Annotated in this window: 15 protein-coding genes and 1 pseudogene; 6 read left to right on the top strand and 10 right to left on the bottom strand. The window is 73.1% G+C overall.

Going from position 1 to position 18,263, the window contains the following annotated elements:
- Positions 1-211: 211 nt before the first annotated feature.
- From IEY98_RS13805 to IEY98_RS32570, 5 genes and pseudogenes are all read left to right on the top strand, one after another.
- On the top strand, positions 212-559 hold the full coding sequence (locus tag IEY98_RS13805) for a hypothetical protein (protein ID WP_189210824.1): 348 nt from the start codon (positions 212-214) through the stop codon (positions 557-559).
- Positions 559-2,844 carry a TOMM precursor leader peptide-binding protein gene (locus tag IEY98_RS13800; protein WP_189210823.1) on the top strand — a complete coding sequence of 762 codons (2,286 nt, stop codon included), beginning with the start codon at positions 559-561 and terminating at the stop codon, positions 2,842-2,844. Before IEY98_RS13805 ends, IEY98_RS13800 begins: the two co-directional genes overlap by 1 nt.
- Positions 2,845-2,884: 40 nt before the next feature.
- Entirely contained in the window at positions 2,885-4,369 is a 1,485-nt protein-coding gene (locus IEY98_RS13795) for a SagB family peptide dehydrogenase (protein WP_189210822.1), read from the top strand.
- A gap of 66 nt (positions 4,370-4,435) precedes the next feature.
- On the top strand, positions 4,436-6,754 hold the full coding sequence (locus IEY98_RS13790; RefSeq protein WP_189210821.1) for a sensor histidine kinase: 2,319 nt from the start codon (positions 4,436-4,438) through the stop codon (positions 6,752-6,754).
- A gap of 55 nt (positions 6,755-6,809) precedes the next feature.
- Positions 6,810-8,204: pseudogene (locus IEY98_RS32570) on the top strand (sensor histidine kinase); the annotation flags it as partial.
- Positions 8,205-8,588: 384 nt separating this feature from the next.
- On the opposite strand, the gene IEY98_RS32565 reads toward IEY98_RS32570, so the two are convergent.
- The 7 genes from IEY98_RS32565 to IEY98_RS13755 form a co-directional block, all read right to left on the bottom strand.
- The gene (locus tag IEY98_RS32565) at positions 8,589-9,194 is read right to left on the bottom strand and encodes a response regulator transcription factor (protein ID WP_229786892.1); all 606 of its coding nucleotides are present in this window, start codon (positions 9,192-9,194) and stop codon (positions 8,589-8,591) included.
- 117 nt (positions 9,195-9,311) lie between these two features.
- Positions 9,312-10,340, bottom strand: a complete 1,029-nt coding sequence (locus IEY98_RS13780) for a carboxymuconolactone decarboxylase family protein (RefSeq protein ID WP_189210819.1) — start codon at positions 10,338-10,340, stop codon at positions 9,312-9,314.
- A gap of 85 nt (positions 10,341-10,425) precedes the next feature.
- Positions 10,426-11,091 carry a DUF6239 family natural product biosynthesis protein gene (locus tag IEY98_RS13775; protein ID WP_189210818.1) on the bottom strand — a complete coding sequence of 222 codons (666 nt, stop codon included), beginning with the start codon at positions 11,089-11,091 and terminating at the stop codon, positions 10,426-10,428.
- Entirely contained in the window at positions 11,055-11,618 is a 564-nt protein-coding gene (locus IEY98_RS13770; protein WP_189210817.1) for a hypothetical protein, read from the bottom strand. Before IEY98_RS13770 ends, IEY98_RS13775 begins: the two co-directional genes overlap by 37 nt.
- Before the next feature lie 67 nt (positions 11,619-11,685).
- Positions 11,686-11,892 (bottom strand): hypothetical protein, encoded by a 207-nt coding sequence (locus IEY98_RS13765; protein WP_189210816.1) that lies wholly within the window; start codon positions 11,890-11,892, stop codon positions 11,686-11,688.
- Positions 11,893-11,918: 26 nt separating this feature from the next.
- Complete coding sequence (locus IEY98_RS13760) at positions 11,919-13,580, bottom strand: FAD-dependent oxidoreductase (RefSeq protein ID WP_189210815.1); 1,662 nt, start codon at positions 13,578-13,580, stop codon at positions 11,919-11,921.
- Positions 13,577-14,134, bottom strand: a complete 558-nt coding sequence (locus IEY98_RS13755; protein WP_229786891.1) for a DUF5987 family protein — start codon at positions 14,132-14,134, stop codon at positions 13,577-13,579. The genes IEY98_RS13760 and IEY98_RS13755 overlap by 4 nt, the downstream gene beginning before the upstream one ends.
- A gap of 207 nt (positions 14,135-14,341) precedes the next feature.
- Between IEY98_RS13755 and IEY98_RS13750 the strand changes: the two genes are divergently transcribed.
- Complete coding sequence (locus tag IEY98_RS13750) at positions 14,342-15,538, top strand: MFS transporter (RefSeq protein ID WP_189210813.1); 1,197 nt, start codon at positions 14,342-14,344, stop codon at positions 15,536-15,538.
- Here the strand turns inward: IEY98_RS13750 and IEY98_RS13745 are convergent.
- From IEY98_RS13745 to IEY98_RS13735, 3 genes are read right to left on the bottom strand one after another with little or no spacing between them, the layout of a single operon-like run.
- On the bottom strand, positions 15,513-16,163 hold the full coding sequence (locus IEY98_RS13745) for a winged helix-turn-helix transcriptional regulator (protein WP_189210812.1): 651 nt from the start codon (positions 16,161-16,163) through the stop codon (positions 15,513-15,515). The two genes, IEY98_RS13750 and IEY98_RS13745, sit on opposite strands and share 26 nt — an antisense overlap.
- On the bottom strand, positions 16,160-17,512 hold the full coding sequence (locus IEY98_RS13740) for a sensor histidine kinase (RefSeq protein WP_189210811.1): 1,353 nt from the start codon (positions 17,510-17,512) through the stop codon (positions 16,160-16,162). Before IEY98_RS13740 ends, IEY98_RS13745 begins: the two co-directional genes overlap by 4 nt.
- Positions 17,502-18,209, bottom strand: coding sequence for a winged helix-turn-helix domain-containing protein (locus IEY98_RS13735; protein WP_189210810.1), 708 nt, complete (start codon positions 18,207-18,209; stop codon positions 17,502-17,504). The genes IEY98_RS13740 and IEY98_RS13735 overlap by 11 nt, the downstream gene beginning before the upstream one ends.
- Positions 18,210-18,263 lie beyond the last annotated feature (54 nt).

Here is an 18,263-nt window from a genome sequence, read left to right as displayed (position 1 = left end):
TGGGCGGCACAGCGACCAACGCTTCCGACGGTCCCAGCAATACCCGTGCCGCCGACAGTGCGCTCGGCACCCCTGGGCAAGGAAAACCGAGGTCAGCGGGTATGAAAAAGACACATGGGCCCGGTGAGGCCTGCACTGGCCCGAACTCGAGGCCTGCTCGGAGAATTTGTGCTACCCACTGATTCCGGCACTCAACAGAGGGAGTCTCGCCATGGGCATCTCCACCACCGACCGGGTGTTCGCGCAGTTGCGGTTATCGGGAGTCGACGCCGAGGCATTACAGGGCCTGAAGGCCGAAATCGAGATCGACCGTTTCGACTACTGGGCTAACCCGAACGGCTCCGCCGACTGGCCGACCACGGCCTGGCCCACCACCACGAACAACTCCTGGCCCACCACCGCGTCGTGGCCCACCACCGCCGCCTGGCCCACGACCGCCTCCTGGCCGACCACCGCGTCCTGGCCCACCACCGCCGCTTGGCCGACCACCGCGTCGGCCCCCACGACGTCTCCGGCGGCCAACGTCTGGCCGACCACCGCGGAACTCCAGGCCGCGTGATGTCCGCCGCGAGCGCCGACGAAGCCCCGCGCATCGGGTTCAAGCGCCACCTCCGCGCCGAGGTGGCCGCCGGTGAGGGCGCATACCTGTTCTCCGAGGAGGGCATGACCCTGCTGAAGGGCAGCCACGTGGAGTCGGTCGTCTCGCTGCTGGACGGGACGCGCGACGTCGCGACCGTCCTGGGCTCCGTGCCCGTCGGGGTCACCCGGGAACAGGCAGCGGGAGTGCTGGCCACGCTCTCCTCAGCCGGTCTGATCACCCTGCGCTCCGGCGAGCCGCAGCCGAACGACAGCGCCTCGGCCTACTGGGAGGCCGCCGGGCTGGACAGCGGAAGCGCGGCGGTCCAGACCGCGCGGTCCGCCGTCCGCCTGATCGTGCTGGGCGAGGTCCCCGGCGCCGACGCCGAGGCCGCCCTGCGCGCCGCGGGCCTGATCGTGCACACCGACGGCGGTGTGGCCGACGTCGACCTCACCGTCGTCCTCTGCTCCGACTACCTCGACCCGCGCCTGGCCGCCATCGATGCCGAGCAGCGCGCGGCGGGCAGGCCGTGGCTGCCCGCGAAGCCGGTCGGGACGAAGATCTGGATCGGCCCGATCTTCGACACCACCCAGCCGGGCTGCTGGCACTGCCTGGCGGCCCGGATCTGGGGCAACCGCAACGCGGAGAGGTGCGCGCAGACGGCGCTGGGCCGCTCCGGCCCCGCGCCCGCCCCGGCGGTCTCGATCCCGCCGACGAGCGCGGCCGCCGGGTCGCTGGTGGCCGCCGAGGCCACCAAGTGGCTCGCCGGGCACCGGCACGCCAACCAGCGCGCCGTGTGGACCCTCGACACCCTGGCGATGACCGGCCGCCACCACGCGGTCCCGGTCCGCCCGCAGTGCCCGACCTGCGGAGACCCCGACCTGGTGCGGGCCAGGGCCTACCAGCCGGTCGTGCTCGGCTCGCGGCCGAAGGTCGCCGACGGCGGCGGCGGGTACCGCGCGGTCACCCCCGAGCGGACGATGGCCGCCTACCGGCACCTGATCAGCCCGGTCACCGGCGTGGTCAAGGAGATCACCCGCGACGAGCGCGGACCGGAACTGTTCAACGTGTTCCGCTCCGGGCCCAACCTGGCCGCGTGCGATGATCTCGGCGTGCTGCGAGCGTCGCTGCGGATGTCCAACGGCGGCAAGGGGATCACGCCAGCGCACGCCGAGGTGAGCGCTCTCTGCGAGTCCGTGGAGCGCTACAGCGCCAGCTGCCACGGCGACGAGGCCAAGGTGCGCGGCAGCCTGCGCGGGCTCGGCGAGGTCGCCATCCACCCGAACGACGTGATGCTCTACGACGAGCGCCAGTACCGCGACCGCGCCGAGTGGAACCGCAGGCACTCGTCCTTCCAGTGGGTCTGCGAGCCCTTCGACGACGACGCCGAGCTCGACTGGACCCCGGTGTGGTCGGTGACCCACCGCCGCCACCGCCTGCTGCCCACCGCGCTGCTGTACTTCGGCGCGGACGGCCGCGCGCCGAACGGGCGGCCGATGGTCCGCGCCGACTCCAACGGCAACGCCGCGGGCGCCAGCCTGGAGGACGCGGTCCTGCAGGGCACGCTGGAGCTGATCGAGCGCGACGCCGTCGCCATCTGGTGGTACAACCGCTACCGCGCCGCGGCCGTCGACCTCGACGCGTTCGCCGACCCGTGGCTCGACCGCGTGCGCGAGGCCCACGCCGAGCTCGGCCGCCAGATCTGGGTGCTCGACCTGACCTCCGACCTCGGCATCCCGGTCATGGTCGCGCTGTCGCGGCGCACCGACCGCGAGACCGAGGACATCATCATGGGCTTCGGCGCGCACCTCGACGCGGCGATCGCCCTGCGGCGCTCGCTCAGCGAGCTCAACCAGATGATGCCGGTCGTCGTCAACGCCACCCCGGACGGGCGCTACGACATCGACGACCCCGACGCCGTCGCCTGGTGGCGGCACGCCACCATCGCCAACCAGCCCTACCTGCGGCCCGACCTCGCCGCGGACCCGAGGACGCCCCGCGACTACCCGAGGCTGTGCTCGAACGACCTCGCCGACGACATCGAACTCGTCCGCCGCAGGCTCGCCGGGCAGGGGCTGGACCTCCTGGTGCTCGACCAGACCCGCCCCGACATCGGGCTGCCCGTGGTCAAGGTCGTCGTGCCGGGGCTGCGCCACTTCTGGTCCCGGTTCGCGCCGGGGCGACTCTACGACGTTCCGGTCCGGCTCGGCCGCCGCGCCACACCCGCCGACTATTCGGAGCTGAACCCCATGCCCATGTTCCTGTGACGGCGCGCGCGTGCAGGACCCGAGTGATCGGAGCGAGAAGGTGTCCACCGAGTCCGGCCGGTCCGCGCCGCGGATCCCGCTGTGGTCCCTGTCCGAGGACGTCTTGGTGGAGGGTGACCCCGGTGACGACCACGTCGTCGTCATCACCCGCTGGGGTGAGACCAAGATCGACGACGTGGACGGCACGGTGCGGGAGTCCCTGCGCCGGATGAGCATGGGTCCGATCTCGCTGGGCAACGTCATGACCGACAACGGCGCGGCCGAGTGGAAGCGCCTGCACCGCATCCTGGGCAAGCTCGGCGGGTCCGTCGTGCACTCCCTCGGCACCGAGCGCGGCGGCGCGCCGATGCTGTCGGTGGTCCCGGTCGCCAGGGACGCGGTGTTCGAGGTGGCCGACGTCGACCCGACCCTCCCGGTCCGGCTGTCCCGCTTCGCCGCCCTGCGCAGCAGCGACGGGGAACTGCTGGTCGAGTCGCCGCTCGCGCGCTTCCAGGTCGTGCTGCACCGGCGCATGGTGTCGCGGGTCGTCGTGGCCATGTGCGCGCCGACGTCGATCGCGGAGCTGGCCAGGGCGCTGGACATCGAGCAGGACGTCGTCGCCGACATCGTCGCCTACCTCGTCGCGACGGGGATCGTCCTGCTGGGACGGTGGCAGGACCGCGAGCCCGCCAGGGTGCCGCGCTTCGCCGAGGACGCCGACCCCGCGCTCGTCCGCTGGTCGCACCACGACCTGCTGTTCCACGCCCGCACGCGGATGGGCCGCCACGGCGGGCTCACCGGCGTGACCTTCCCGCACGCGGACACCTCGCCGCCGCCCGCGGTCGTCAAGACCCCGCGCACCGGCCCCCGCTACCCCCTGCGCCGCCCGTCGGCGGAGGACCTCGCCGCGAGCGACCCCCCGCTGCTCGACGTCGTGGAGAACACCCGGCTGTGCCAGGAGATGCACGGGCCGGTGAGCGCCGACCAGATCGGAGAACTGCTGTTCCGCGCGGCCCGCGTCCGCTCGGTGTCGCCCGCGTCCGCGGGCCGCGACCACATGTACGAGGTGTCCGATCGGCCCTACCTGAGCATCAACGGCCTCTACGAGTTGGAGATCTACCTCTGCGTCAACGAGTCCTCCGGGCTGCCCCGGGGGATCTTCCACTACCACCCCCAGGACCACGCGCTCACCCTCGTCAGCGACGCCGAGAACGCCATGGTCGAGGTGCTGGAGAACGCCATGGTCGGCACCGGCGCCGCGCAGTGGCCCCCGGCCATGATCACCATCACCGCCCGGGTCGCCCGGTCGTCGTGGATGTACGGCGGCATCGCGTACTCGCTGACCCTCACCCACGTCGGGGCGCTGCAGCAGATGCTGTGCATCTCCGCCACGGCGATGGGACTGGCCGCCTGCGTCCCCGCGATCGACCCCGGCGACGCCATCGATACCGCACTCGGCCTGGAATGGCCAGCGGAAGTCGGCGTGGGGGAGTTCGTTTTCGGGAACCGGCATCCGGGGCTTGTGCGGAGGGAATCACCCCTATAATCCTCACGACCACAGGCTGTGAGCGGATCTCGACTTTGTGCGGTCGGCCTTCGGCGAGGGGGATGGATGGAAGCGGTCGGCGAGCGCGACAAGTTATCCGCACCCACAGTGTCCGAGCAGGCAGGTGACGCGGCACAAGCGCCGCTGCTCGCCCCGCTCCTGGCCCGCGGAATCGTGTTCGCCGCTTACGTGGCTTTCTGCGTCATCGCTTTCGTCTATGTGGTCTATGCCGGAACGCCGTTCTGGGAATCTGTGCAGGCGGCCGGTTATCTGATCGTGGTGCTCGGCCTGCAGGTCTACTTCAGCAGGCCGGACACGAGCGCGAACATGCCGGTGACCTACGCGGTCCTGGTGACCCAGGCGTTCCTGGTGCTCGTGCCGCTGACCCAGTTCGGGCAGTCGTGGATCATCATGCCCACGCTGCTGGCCGCCAACGCGCCGCTGGTGCTGCGCGCGCGCTGGGGATGGGTGGTCTTCGGGCTCGTCGTGCTGCTGGCCCCGGTCCTGGAACTGGTCTGGACCGGCGACCCCGTGCTCGCGGCGCGGGCGCTGTTCGGCGCGACCGTGGCCGCGCTGGAGATCTACGGCCTGACCAGGCTGGCCCGGCTGATCACCGAGGTGCACGATGCCCGCGCCGAACTCGGCAACGCCGCGGTGGCCCGCGAGCGCATGCGCTTCTCCCAGGACCTGCACGACCTGCTCGGGCTGAGCCTGTCCACCGTCGGCCCCAAGGCCGTGGCCGCCAGGGACGCCATGGCCACCGACCCGGAGCGAGCGCGCGCCGAGCTGGCGGAGATCCTCACCGTCTCCCGGCACGCGCTCGCCGACGTGCGGCTGGTGGCCAGCGGCTACCGCGACACGTCGCTGGACGAGGAGTCCCGGACCGTGGAGTCGCTGCTGGCCGACTCCGACATCGACGTGCGGATCGAGGTAAGTCACGGCGAGCTGCCCGTGGAGGTGCGCACGGTCGTCGTGGCCGTGCTGCGCGCGGGCAGCGCGTCCGTGTTGAACAAACCCGGCGTGAACACCTGCTCGATCACCATGCGCCGCGTCGGCGACGCGGTGCAGCTGGACATCGTCGACGACGGCGAGCCCGATGACGACGGCGCGCCGCTGGGCGACACGCCCGCCGACACCGCCGAGATGCTGATGGCCCGCGTGGTCGCGCTCGGCGGCACGCTGACCCGCGGCCCCCGGGCGGGCGGCGGGAGCAGGCTGCGCCTGCGGGTGCCGCTGGGCGAGGACCGCGCCGACGAGCGGATCGACCGCGAGGAGCCCGCCGACCAGGTGCCGCGCAAGGCGGCGAGCCTGGCGTCCTGGCTGATGCGCGCGGTGTTCATCGGCCTGGTCGTCAACCTGGCGCTGAAACTGCTGCTGCGCGACCTCGACACGATCACGGTGGTGACCAGCATCGCCTACGGCGTCGGGCTGCTGGCCGTCCAGCTCGGCTACGTCAGCAGCACCGACCGCGTGTTCCGGCCGCCCATGACGTACATAGTGCTCGCCGTCCAAGCGCTGTTGGTGTTCCTGCCGCTGTGGCAGTTCGGGGCGGCATGGGTCAGCATCCCGGGTCTGCTGGCCGGTTCCGCGCTGTTGTTGTTGCGGCCCCTTTCGGGCTGGCTGGTGTTCACCGGGGTGGTCGCGGCGACCGTGCTGGCGCTGGCCACGTTCGTCGGCGACGCCATCGTCATCGCCGACACCATCGCATCGACCGTCAGCATCGGCCTGGTCACCTACGGCCTGACGTGGATGGCCCGCGCCATGCACCAGCTGCGCTCGGTGCGCCGCGAGCTGGCCAGGGTCGCGGTGGCCGACGAGCGGATGCGCTTCGCCCGCGACCTGCACGACCTGCTCGGCCTGAGCCTGTCGGCGATCACCCTCAAGACCGAGCTGGCGCAGCGGCTGATGACCGCCGACCAGGACCGCACCCGCCGCGAGCTGATGGAGATCGTCGACATCTCCCGCCTGGCCCTCGCCGACGTGCGGCTGGTCGCCAGCGGGTACCGCGAGCTGTCGCTGAACGAGGAGTCGCGCTCGGCGGAGTCCGTCCTCGTCGCCGCGGACGTGGACGTCCGCCTGGAGATGCATTACGGCGAACTCAGCCCCGAGGTCCGCACGGTGCTCGCCACCGTGCTGCGCGAGGGCGTGGCGAACGTGTTGCGGCACAGCGTGAAGGGCGCCCGCTGCGAGATCACCGTCCGCCAGGTCGACCGCATGGTGATGCTGGAGATCGTGAACAACGGGGTCGCGGGCGAGCCGACCCTCTCGCCCGGCGGCAGCGGGCTGCGCAACCTCTCCGCGCGCGTGGAGCGCCTCGGCGGCGAGCTCACCGCGGGGCTGTCCGCGGACGGCACTTTCCGCCTCAGCGCACGGGTTCCGGCCTGAACGAGGCACGCGCCGAAAGCGCCTGAACCGCCGGATTCGCGGCTATGGTGCTGGTATGGGGGACGATCTCACCCGGGCGCCGGTGCTGGCCAGGTCCGTCGTGGTCACCTCGTGCCTCGTGTTCTGCACGGTGGCGTTCATCCATGTGGCGCAGGCGGGCGCCCCGGTGCTCGACCGGGTCCTCGCCGCCGCCTACCTGATGTGCGTGCTCGGCGCGCAGGTGGTGTTCCTGCGGCCGCAGACCCGCCCGCCGATCGCCGTGGCGCTGCTGCTGGCCCAGGCGGTCCTGGTGTTCGTGCCGATGACCCACTTCGGCCAGGCGTGGGCGGGGATGCCGATCCTGCTGGCGGCCAACGCCGTCATCGTGCTGCCGCCGAGGATCGGCTGGCCGGTGTGCGCCGGGACCGTCGCCCTGACCTGCCTGGCGCAGTGGTTCGTCAGCGGCACGTGGTCGCACCTGGGGGAGGTGGTGCTGGCCGCCGTCGCGGGCACGTTGGAGTTCTACGGCATGGTGCGGCTGGCCCGGTCGATCTCCACCGTGCACGCCGCGCGCGCCGAGCTGGCCGAGGTCGCGGTCGCGGGGGAGCGGGCGCGGTTCAGCCGCGACCTGCGCGAGCTGCTCGGCCGCAGCCTGGCCGGGATCGGCCCCAAGGCGAGCGCGGCGCTGCAGGGCCGCGACCCCGACCGGGTCGGCGCCCAGCTCGGCGCGATCGCCGACCGCGCCAGGGGCGCGCTGGCCGCGGTGCGGCTCGCGGCGGGCGGCTACCGGGAGAGCGTGGTCCCGAGCGGCCCGCGCACGCGCGTCTCCTGGCTGGTGCCCGCGGTCCTCACCGGGATCGTCGCCACGGCCGTGGTCCAGAACGCCAGCGCGGGCGTCACCGTCCTGCTGGTCACCGCGGGGTTCGCGCTCGCGTCGCTGGCAGTGCAGCTCGTCTGCGTCCGGGTGGGCGGCAGGCCTGTGGTCCTGCTGGCGCAGGCCGTGCTGGCGTACCTGCCGGTCGCGGTCCTCGGCGCGCACTGGCCGGGCGTGGTGGCGTTCGTGGGCGGCTCGGCCCTGGTCCTGCTGCCGCCGGTCGCGGGCTGGTCGGTCTTCTGCGCGGTCGTGGCGAGCGTGCCCGCGATCCAGGCGGCGCACGGCGTCGCCGCGATGGCGATCGTGAGCGGGACCGCCACCGCGGTCATCACCGGGCTCGTTGTCTACGGGCTGACCTGGCTGACCCGCGTCGACCGGGAGCTGCGCGCGGTGCGGTTCGAGCTGGCCAGGGCCGCCGTGGCCGAGGAGCGGCTGCGCTTCGCCCGCGACCTGCACGACCTGCTGGGGCTGAGCCTGTCGGCCATCGCGCTCAAGGCCGAGCTGGCCCGGCGGCTGGTCGAGCACGACGGCGCGCGGGCCAGGCGGGAGATCGGCGAGATCGCCGACCTGGCCAGGACGGCGCTCGCCGACGTGCGGCTGGTGGCGGGCGGCTACTGCGAGCTGTCCTTCGCGGGCGAGGTCTGCTCCGCCCGGTCGGTGCTGGCCGCCGCCGAGGTGGAGGCGCGGTTCGACCTGCCGCGCGCCGAGCTGCCCCACCCCGTGCAGGCCGTGCTAGCCACCGTCCTGCGCGAGGGCGTGACGAACGTCCTCCGGCACGGGAAGCGGGCCTCGACCTGCGAGATCTCCGTCCGGCACCGGTCCGGCGCGGTCGAACTGGAGATCGTCAACGCGGCCCGCGAGCGCACGGTGTCCGGCGGCAGCGGCCTGACTAACCTCTCCGCGCGCGTCACCGCGGTGGGCGGCACGCTGACGGCGGGGCCGCTCGGGGACGGCCGCTTCCGGCTCGCCGCCCGGGTCCCGCTACAGCCAGCCCGCCTCGCGGGCGATGCGGATGGCGTCGACCCGGTTGCGGGCGTTGAGCTTGCTGACGATCGTCGTCAGGTAGTTCCGCACCGTGCCCGCCGACAGGTAGAGGCGCGCGGCGATGTCCACCGCGTTGAGCCCGGCCGCGGCCAGCTGCAGGACCTCGATCTCCCGGCCGGTCAGCGGGCAGTCCGCGCCGTCCCACGCGGCGAGGGCGAGGTCGCCGTCGACGACCCTGCGGCCCGCCGCGACGCCGCGGATGGCGTTGGCCAGCTTGTCCGCGGGGGCGTCCTTGAGCAGGAAGCCGCCGACCCGCGCGGCCAGCGCCCTGCGTAAGGTGCCCGGTCTGCCGAGGCTGGTGAGGATCAGCGTGCGGCACTGCGGCAGCTGCTCGTGCAGCTCGGTGGCCGCGGTGAGGCCGTCCTTGCCGGGCAGGTCGATGTCGATGACGGCGACGTCGGCGTTGGCGGTGCGGGCGGTGGGCAGGATGTCGTCCCCGGAGGCCACCTCGGCGACCACGTCGACGTCGGGTTCGAGGTTGAGCAGCGCGACCAGCGCCCCCCGGACCATGTGCATGTCCTCGGCTATCAACACCCTGATCACACTGTGCGCCTCTCCCGAGCCCGACTTCTCTGTTCTACCACCGATGCACGTGCACGCCGCCCGCCGACCGGCGTCACCCGAATGGGTTGTGGTACCGGCGAATGGCGGTTGCCAAGACTACAGCGGTTGGTGTGCCGAGCAGGCGCATTCGGCGTTCCCCGCGTGCGGGACGCGCGCCCGGCCCGGTCCGAGCCTGCGCGCGGCGGCCAGGGCGGCCCATGCGGTCAGCGCGACGAGCTCGGCGTCGGGGCGCCCGCGCCGGAAGTCGTTCACGATCGTGTCGTCCACCTGGTACGGCGCCTTGGCGGTGAGCAGCGCGAGCACGCCCGCGGCGAACGACTCGTGCGGCAGGGCGGCGGCCTGGTCGTAGGCCCAGGCGCGGCTCAGCCCGACCGGCGTGCCGTCCCAGGCGTCGAGGGCGTCGGTGACCACGGCCCGCACATCGGCCGGGACCATTCGGACGGCGAGGCTGTCGATCGCCTGGTACGCGCGGGCGAAGGCGTCGGACAGCACGGGATTCGACGCGGCCCAGCCGAGGTCGGCCGCGGGTTCGGCGGCGGGCAGGAACTCCAGCGCGCGACCCGGCCGGTGCGCCTGGCCCGCGTGCGGGCGCATGGCGCGGCCGAGCACCTGCCGTGCCCCGTCGGGCAGGCCGGGCGGCAGCGGGGAGTCGGTGAGGAAGACGCTGGCCATCCGGTTGAGGTAGTGGAACGCGACCGCCGTGCCGATGTGCTCGGGGGCCTCGTCGCAGGTGAACGGCGCGGTCTCGCCGCCGCCCGTGCGCGCCCACTCGGCGACCGGGTCCAGTTCGGACCGCACGTCGGTGAGCGCGGCCAGGGTGGCCGAGTGCACCTCGACGCAGTAGGGGCAGCGGTTGCGGTCGGACACCCCGACGGCCACCGCCTCCTTCGTCGACCGGGCGACGAGCCCGGCGGCGACCAGCGACTCGCGCAGCATCAGCCAGGACGCGGCGAGCGCGGCCGGGGCCGAGGTGTGCAGCGCGATGGGGGCGAGCAGACCGAAATCGGTCTCGACCTGGCGGTGCACGCCCACCACGAGGTCGCCGCCGCGGCCGGGGCGGACCCGGGCGACGTGGCGGATCTGGTTGAGCGTCCGACGCAGCGCGAGCCGGATGAAGGTGCCCATGGCAACCGCCCTTTCCTCGCATCACCGAGGGGTCACGTCGACCGTAGCGAGACCACCCGATCGGGTGTTCTCGCATCGTGCGCACTCACCCGAGCGCGGCCACCTGCGTCCCCGCGCCCACCAGCGCGACGCCGAGCACGGCGGCCACGGTCAGCACCGCGCCGCGCAGCGCCCGGTTCCTCGGCAGGCCCAGCGTCAGCCAGGCGAGCCCGGCGTAGGCGACGATCATTCCGGTGTGGAGGATCGGGCCCCGGTCAGCGCCCGGCGGGGTGGCCAGCCAGGCCCTGGCGAACACCGCGCCCGCGACGACGGCGGCCGCCAGCAGCACGGCGGGCGCTGCCCCGCGCACGAGCGCGGGCGCCTCCCGGTCGGCGAAGGCCAGGTAGAGCGGCCCGCCCACCGCGGCGAGCGCGAGCGGCACCACGATCGGCGGCAGGGTGAACCCGGACGCCAGCAGCAGCTCCATGCTCACCGCCACCGCGGCGCAGACCGCGACGAAGGCCGCCGTGCCCTTCTCCGGCGCGCCGATGAATCCGCGCAGCATGGCGAACCCGGCGACGGCGGGGAGGGCGAGCAGCACCGCGATCTTCAGCGCCAGCGGGCCGATGTCGAACGGGACATCGATGACGTGGTCCCCATGGAGCTGGGCCGCCGCGGGCGCGGCGGTCCAGACCATGAGGAGGCCGACGATGGCGAGCAGCCGCGCGGCCATGGTCAGCCGACGGCCGCGGGCGTGCGGTGCGGCGCGCACGAGCACTGCACGAGGTCGTCGAACCGGGGACGCCGGTGCAGCACCATGGCCACCACCATCGGGATGAAGACGATGGCGTTGTAGAACAGGTGCAGCTCGACGCGGGGCAGGACCAGCTGCAGGATGCTGGTCGGGGCGGGCTGGCCGAGCAGGTTCTGCCCGGTGAGCGCCTGCAGGAACAGCAGCAGGTGCTCGAAGTGGTGCCAGACCTGGACCCACAGCGCCAGCATCCACCAGGTGCGCGCCCGGCCGTGGAAGCCGTGCCGCAACAGGACGAATCCGACGAGCATGACCAGGGCGTAGCCGTAGTGCATCAGCTCGGACTTCACCAGCCAGGGGAACCACAGGCCGAGCACGCCGCCCGCCTGCGGGCGCGGCCAGTCGAGGGCGTAGATCTGCACCGCCTGGACGATGTGCTCGGCCCAGTGGCCGAGCACGATCACCAGGAACGCGAAGAGACCCACGCGGTGGTACTTGCTGTTGAGTGCCGCGATCGCGTTGCTGCGGACACGGGGGTTCGCCGCCATCACGCCTCCCTTTCCCGATCAGGCCGAGAGCCGCCCCCGGCGGGGGCGGTCCGACCGAATCTTGATCTCAGGCCGCGGGCCGCCACAAGGCGCGCGCGTGCTCTCTCGCCACCCGGGCCTGGGCTTTGGCCCATTCGGCCTCGGGCCCACCGTCCTCGGCCAACTGGTCGAGCAGCGCGGCCTTGCGCTCGTACCACGCGGCCACGACCGAGGGCGGGGCGTGCGGTCCCGGTTGGGACAGCATCACCTCGGTGATCTCCCGGAGTCCGGACATGCGCACCACCCCGCCCTCGGTTCAGTTCATGCGCGCACCGGCGACAGGGCGGGGAACGCGCCCTTGGTCGGCAGCGGGGCGCCGTAGGAGACATCGACCCCGCGCTCGCGCGCGGTGGCCACGATGCCGGGCATGGCCCGCTCCGCGAGCGCGGAGATGGTCAGCGCCGGGTTCACGGTCAGGCCGCAGGGCACGGCCGAGCCGTCGGTGACGAAGATGCCCGGGTGCCCGCGCAGCTCGTGCCGGTCGTCGAGCGCGGAGGTCGCCGGGTCGTCGCCGATGCGGCAGGAGGACAGCGGGTGCACCGTGTACGCGCCGACCAGGTCGTTGGTCCACGGCAGCACGGTGGCCAGCCCGTCGCGCTCCAGGATGTCGCGCACCTCGGCGTCGGCCTCGGCCCAGCCGCGCAGCGTGTTCGGCGTCGGGTCGTACTTCAGCGGGCCGGTGCCGAGCATCTGCTGGGAGATGCGGTGGGAGTTGCCGGTGGGCGGCGGCGGGCCGAAGACGCCCTCGTTGTCGTCCTCGGTCATCTGGAAGATGGTCATCCAGGACGACCACTTGCTCAGCAGCTCCCGCTTGGCCGGGCCGTACCACGTCGGGCCGTCGGGGCCGTGGGCCTGGGCGAGGAAGGTGCCCAGGCCGACGGGGAAGTACAGCTGCTCAAGGGAGAACCGGCTGTACTCCGGCAGCGATCCGTCCAGTTTGTCCCAGCTGGCCACGACCGGGCCGCGGCCGATCTGGTAGGCGTCGTAGGCCGGGTTGCCGGGGCCGCGGTCGATGCCCAGCACCTCGCGCACCCGGTCGTCGTTGATGATCGCGGTGTTGAGCCGCTCGCCGTTGCCGGAGAAGTAGCGCCCGACCGCGTGCGGCATCGTGCCCAGCTCGGGCTCCGAGCGCTGCAGGATGCACGGGGTCGCGCCCGCGCCCGCGGCCAGGACGACGATCTTGGCCTCGATCGCGCCGCCGCCGTGGGTGATCCGGTAGTCGTCCTCGTCGATGTGCAGGTAGTGCACGACGTAGTTGCCGTCGTCGGTGCGGGAGATGCGCTGCACCTCGTGCAGCGGTCGGATCTCCGCGCCGTGGGCGACCGCGCCGGGCAGGTAGTTGAGCAGCATCGACTGCTTGGCGTCGAAGCGGCAGCCCGACATCATCCAGTTGCAGTTGGTGCACTTGGCCGTGTCGATGCCGACCGGGACCGGGTTGGCGGTGCGGCCGGCGTGGTTGCACGCCGCCGCCCACAGCCCGCCTGCGTAGGTGACGTCGTCCCAGGTCTGCTGCTCGACCGGGAACACCTGCGAGACCCGGTCGTACCAGGGGTCCAGGGTCTGGCGGTTGATGCTCGACGGCCACATGCGGCGGCCGATGCTGCCCTGCCGCTCGAAGACGAACCAGGGGGCGCGGGGCAGCGCGGCGAAGTAGACGACGCTGCCGCCGCCGACGCAGTTGCCGCCGAGCACGCTCATGCCGTCGCCGGAGACGAAGTCGAAGATCTTGGTGTACGACGAGCCGAGCAGGTAGTCGTGGTCGAAGTCCTTGCCCTCCAGCCACGGCCCGCGCTCCAGCACGGTCACCTTGGCCCCGCCCGCGGCGAGGTGGTAGGCGGCGATCGAGCCGCCGAACCCGCTGCCGACGACGAGGACGTCGGTCTTCTCGATGGCGGCCGAGCCGCCGTTGGCCGCAGTGGTCACGCCGGGCTCCCGGATTCGGTGGTGTCGGGGTGGGTCTTCGCCAGCTCCTGGTGGTAGCCGTACTCCTTGAACCGCCAGATGCCGTCGGTGTCGGGCTTCTTGAACCCCAGGGTGATCAGGCCGGGGTGGCCTTCCTCGAGCGCGTCGAGCGTGCTCTTGTGCGGGGCCGAGTCGAAGGCCATGTTGCTGAAGAGGGCCAGCATGACCCAGCCCGCCTGCTCCGGGTGCCCCAGCGCGGTCAGCCTGCCGACGAGGGCGTACCGGTGGTCGTAGTCCAGCGCGACGAAGGGCGGGACGGTGTCGTCGAGCGCGATCCCGTGCTCCTCGGCGTAGTTCGTCGCGTGCTGGTTGAGCATGGCCACCAACGTCGGCAGCCCCACGGCGATACCGGGCGCGGAGTGGTGCATCAGCTCCAACGCTCCCGCTTGGACACTGCCCGGCCCCTCGACGACGCCAGCGATGGCGCGGTCGTCGGGAGACCGTTTCTCGCCCGGGACGATGGTGTCGGCGTACGCCTCCAACGTCAGCGTGTAGACCGGGTCTTCGGAGTCCACAGTGGTCCCTCCCTTGTATCGCCTGCGCTCCATGGTCCGCGCAGTCGACAAGCTGAGGCATCTCCGCTTTTGCCGCGCGGGAAAGGGGAGCACGGGCGGAGAGAACGTTGTGCCGACGCGGATGCCGCGAAATTGCGCACTATTTGCCAAACACCGATCGTGTGGGCGCTATCGTTGCGCGGCTTTGTTCGTGGGGTTGGGGGAGAAATGGGACGGGACTTCGCCTGGTTGTGGCGTGCTTACGCGGTCAGCAGCCTGGGGACCTGGCTCGCGCTGGACGCCTTCCCGCTGATCGCGATCCTCGCCCTGCACGCCTCCCCGGCGCAGGTGTCGCTCGTGGCCGCCGTCGGGGCCGCGGCCGGGGCGCTGCTGGCCGTCCCGCTGGGCCCGTGGCTGGAGTTCCGCGCCAAGCGGCCGGTGATGGTCCGCGCGGACCTGGTCCGGTTCGCGGTGCTCCTGTCCGTCCCCGCCGCCCACCTCACCGGCGTGCTGACCTATGGCCACCTGCTCGTGGTCGCCGCCGTGGTGGCCGTGGCCGACATCGCCTTCGTCGGGGCGAGCGGCGCCCACCTCAAGGCGCTCGTCGGCCCGGACCACCTGATGGCGGCCAACGCCCGCTTCGAGAACGCCACGTGGATCACGACAGCGGTCGGGCCCCCGCTCGGCGGCGCGCTCATCGGCCTGCTCGGGCCCGTCGTCACGGTGACCGCGAACGCCGTGAGCTACGTCGGCTCCGCGCTCGGCATCGGCGCGATCAGGGCGCCGGAACCGCCCCCGCCCGGCAGGCCCGCGCGGGTGAGCGTGACCGACGGCTGGCGGACCATCGCCGCCGACCCGGTCCTGCGCCGCCTCTTCGCCAACACGGTGGCCGTCTCGGCCCTGATCATGGCCGCCGCCCCGGTGCTGACCTACCTGATGATCCACGACCTGGGGTTCACACCCCTGCAGTACGGGCTGGCGATCGGCGTCCCCTGCCTCGGCGGCGTCGTCGGCGCGCGGGCCGCCCGCCCGCTGGCCCGGCGGTTCGGCGACCGGCGGGTCCTGCTGGCCGCGGGCGTCTCCCGCGTGCTCTGGCTCGCGGGCCTGGCGGCCATCGGCGGCGGCGTGGCGGGCCTGCTCACCGTGATGGCCGTCCAGACGGCGATCGTGACGTCGATGGGCGTGTTCACCCCCGTCCTCGCCACCTACCGGCTCCGCCGCACCCCGGACGGCGAACTGGCCCGCGTCCTCACGGCGTGGACCATCACCACCCGCACGGCGATCGCGGCGGCCACCGCGCTCTGGGGCGTCGTCGCGGCCGTCACCGGCCCCCGGGTCGCCATCGCCGTCGCCGGGGTGCTGCTCGCCGCGACGGCGCTGCTCCTCCCGTGGCGGGCCCTCACGCGTTCGCCGAGTACCGGCTGACCCCGATCCACGACACCGCCGAGCGCACCGCCGAGCGGTCGCCGATCAGTTGCAGGCTCTCGTCGGCCAGGGCGTCCAGCCACTTGCGGTGGCCCAGCCAGATGGCCGCCAGCGTCGCCAGGGAGCAGCGGATCGTCACCGCGATCGGCAGGCCGGGGTCGCGGTCGCCCGCCGAGGCGCCCGTGCCGTTCAGCGTCAGCCACCAACGGCGCGGCGGCGGGCCGTCGGTGAACTCCACCAGCAGCGCCACCGGCCGCGGCGGCAGGGTCCCTGCGTCGACGTTGCGGGCGATGTCGTACATCAGCAGGCCGGGGTCGAGGTCCTTCGGGCCGGGCGCGGGCAGCCAGCGGCCGCTCCAGGCGCCCAGCAGGTCGACCACCGCGCGCAGGTCGCGGCCCGCCTCGGTGAGGCGGAAGCGGCCCGCCTCGCGGGCGACCAGCCCCGCCGACCGCAGGGAGCGCAGGCGCGAGATCAGCGTCGAGACCGTCAGCCCGGGCAGGCCGCGGGCCACGGTGTCCACGTCGGCCGGGCCGTGCAGGAGCTCGCGGACGATCAGCAGCGTCCACGGCTGCGTGACCACCTCGGCGGCGCGGGCGACGGGGCAGTGCTGTTCGTACCGTTTCACCGGGGCTCCCCCACAGGGAGGGTCACGGTGAACCGCGCCCCTCCGGTCGGACTGTCTCCACAGTGGACGTTCCCGCCGTGCGCGGCCACCGTCTCGGCGACCAGCGCGAGGCCGAGCCCGGTGCCCGCCGACGAGCCGCGGGCGCCGCGCCCGGTCGCGAAGCGGGCGAACACGCGGTCGCGCTCCTCCGGCGGCACCCCGGGCCCGTCGTCGTCGACCTCGACGGCCGCGCGGCTGCCGGTCACGCGCAGGCGCAGGGCGGTGACGCCGCCGCCGTGGCGGTCGGCGTTGTCCAGCAGGTTCGTCATGGCCCGCACCAGGGCGAGCTTGCGGCCGGGGACGACGACCTCGGCGGGCGCGTCGAGCAGGTCGGCAGGCCGCCCGGTGACCGAGAGCACGTTCGCCAGCAGCTCCCGCAGCTCCAGGGCCTCCACCTCGCCGGAGTGCAGCCCGGCCTCGGCGCGGGCCAGGTCCAGCAGGTCCTCCAGCATGCCGCGCAGGTGGTCCAGCTCACCGCTGACCAGCGACAGCGCCCGCCGCGACCGCTCCGGCAGCTCCTCGGCGTGCCGCTCCATCACCTGCACGCTCGTGACCAGCGTCGTCAGCGGCGTCCGCAGCTCGTGGGTCACGTCGCCGACGAACCGGCGCTCGCGCGCGATCCGGCTCTGCAGCGAGTCCACCATCGCGTTGAACGAGCGCACCATGGGGCTGAGGTCGCGGTCGTTGTCCTCGGGCAGCCGCGAGTCCAGGTTCCCCGAGGCGATGCTCGACGCGGTGCCCGACAGCGCGCGCAGCGGCGCCAGCACCCGCCCGCTGGCCCACCGCCCCAGCAGGGCAGCGCCGCCCGTGGCCGCCAGCGCGCTCAGGATCAGCACCGTCCCCAGCACCCGGATCGTCGCCTGCAGCTCCACCGCGGGCGTGAACTCGTAGTACGCCGACCCGCCCGCCATCGGCACCCCGGCCACCAGGTACGGCCGGTCCTGCACGGTCACCGGCAGCACCCCGGACTCCCCGGCGGCCACCATCCTGCGCAGCGAGTCCGGCGGCAGGTCCGGCGGCTCGTCGCCGGAGGCGCTGAGCCACCGGCCGTCGTGCTCCAGCACCAGGCTGGTCTCCTTCGGCGGGTCCACGAAGGCCAGCGCCTGCTCCGCGGTCGCCCCCGGCACGGCCAGCCTGCTGGCGATGAAGTCGGCGTCCGCGGCGGCCAGCCGCTCGGCCGAGCGCTCCCGCTGCTCGGTGAGGTACCCGCGGCTGATCGCGAACACCGCCACCGCCATCAGCAGCGACAGCAGCGCGCCGCCCACCGCGAAGGTGAGCATGACCCGGCCGCGCAGTCCGCTAACGGACATCGAGCCGGTACCCCAGGCCGCGGACGGTGACCACCGTGCGCGGCTCGGACGGGTCGGTCTCGATCTTCGTGCGCAGCCTGCGCACGTGCACGTCGACGATCCGCTCGTCGCCGAAGAACCCGCGGTCCCAGACCCGCGACAGCAACGCCTGCCTGCTCAGCACCCGGCCCGGCTCCTCGGCCAGCTCGCAGAGCAGCCGGAACTCCGTCAGCGTGAGGTGCAGCTCCTCGTCACCGCGGCGGACCGTGCCCGCGTGCTGGGAGAGCACCAGCCCGGTCTCGGCGTCGAGCACCACCTCCGGCACTGCCGAGGGGCCCGACGCGCCCGCCCGCCGCCGCAGCGCGCGCAGCCGGGCGGTGATCTCCTTGATCTCGAACGGCTTGGTCACGTAGTCGTCGGCGCCTGCCTCCAGGGCGGCCACCACGTCGTGGGTGTCCGCGCGGGCGCTGACGACGATGATCGGCAGGTCGCTGGTGCGCCGCACCTGGCGGATGCAGCCGAAGCCGTCCATGCCGCCGAGCATCAGGTCCACGACCATCACCTCGGGCGGACCGAGCCGGTTCAGCGAGTCCAGCGCGGTCTCCGCGTCCGGCGCCTCGGTGATCGTGTAGCCCTCGTCCTCCAGCGCCAGCCGCAGGGACGCGCGGACCCGGTCGTCGTCCTCGACGATCAGCAGTCGCACACCCACCGGGCCCATGCTGCCAAAACGTCCGGCGAGGACCACCATCGGAACCCGGTCGTCATAGAACCG

Origin of the sequence: Actinokineospora fastidiosa (assembly GCF_014648415.1) — a bacterium.
Lineage (GTDB): Bacteria > Actinomycetota > Actinomycetes > Mycobacteriales > Pseudonocardiaceae > Actinokineospora > Actinokineospora fastidiosa.
This window is presented reverse-complemented; position numbering and strand designations above follow the sequence as displayed.

What these genes read in the sequence shown, in the direction of transcription:
- IEY98_RS13805 (WP_189210824.1), top strand. Translation starts at nt 212, where the DNA reads ATGGGCATCTCCACCACCGACCGGGTGTTCGCGCAGTTGCGGTTATCG.
- IEY98_RS13800 (WP_189210823.1), top strand. Translation starts at nt 559, where the DNA reads ATGTCCGCCGCGAGCGCCGACGAAGCCCCGCGCATCGGGTTCAAGCGC.
- IEY98_RS13790 (WP_189210821.1), top strand. Translation starts at nt 4,436, where the DNA reads ATGGAAGCGGTCGGCGAGCGCGACAAGTTATCCGCACCCACAGTGTCC.
- IEY98_RS13780 (WP_189210819.1), bottom strand. Translation starts at nt 10,340, where the DNA reads ATGGGCACCTTCATCCGGCTCGCGCTGCGTCGGACGCTCAACCAGATC.
- IEY98_RS13770 (WP_189210817.1), bottom strand. Translation starts at nt 11,618, where the DNA reads ATGGCGGCGAACCCCCGTGTCCGCAGCAACGCGATCGCGGCACTCAAC.
- IEY98_RS13765 (WP_189210816.1), bottom strand. Translation starts at nt 11,892, where the DNA reads ATGTCCGGACTCCGGGAGATCACCGAGGTGATGCTGTCCCAACCGGGA.
- IEY98_RS13750 (WP_189210813.1), top strand. Translation starts at nt 14,342, where the DNA reads ATGGGACGGGACTTCGCCTGGTTGTGGCGTGCTTACGCGGTCAGCAGC.
- IEY98_RS13740 (WP_189210811.1), bottom strand. Translation starts at nt 17,512, where the DNA reads ATGTCCGTTAGCGGACTGCGCGGCCGGGTCATGCTCACCTTCGCGGTG.
- IEY98_RS13735 (WP_189210810.1), bottom strand. Translation starts at nt 18,209, where the DNA reads ATGGGCCCGGTGGGTGTGCGACTGCTGATCGTCGAGGACGACGACCGG.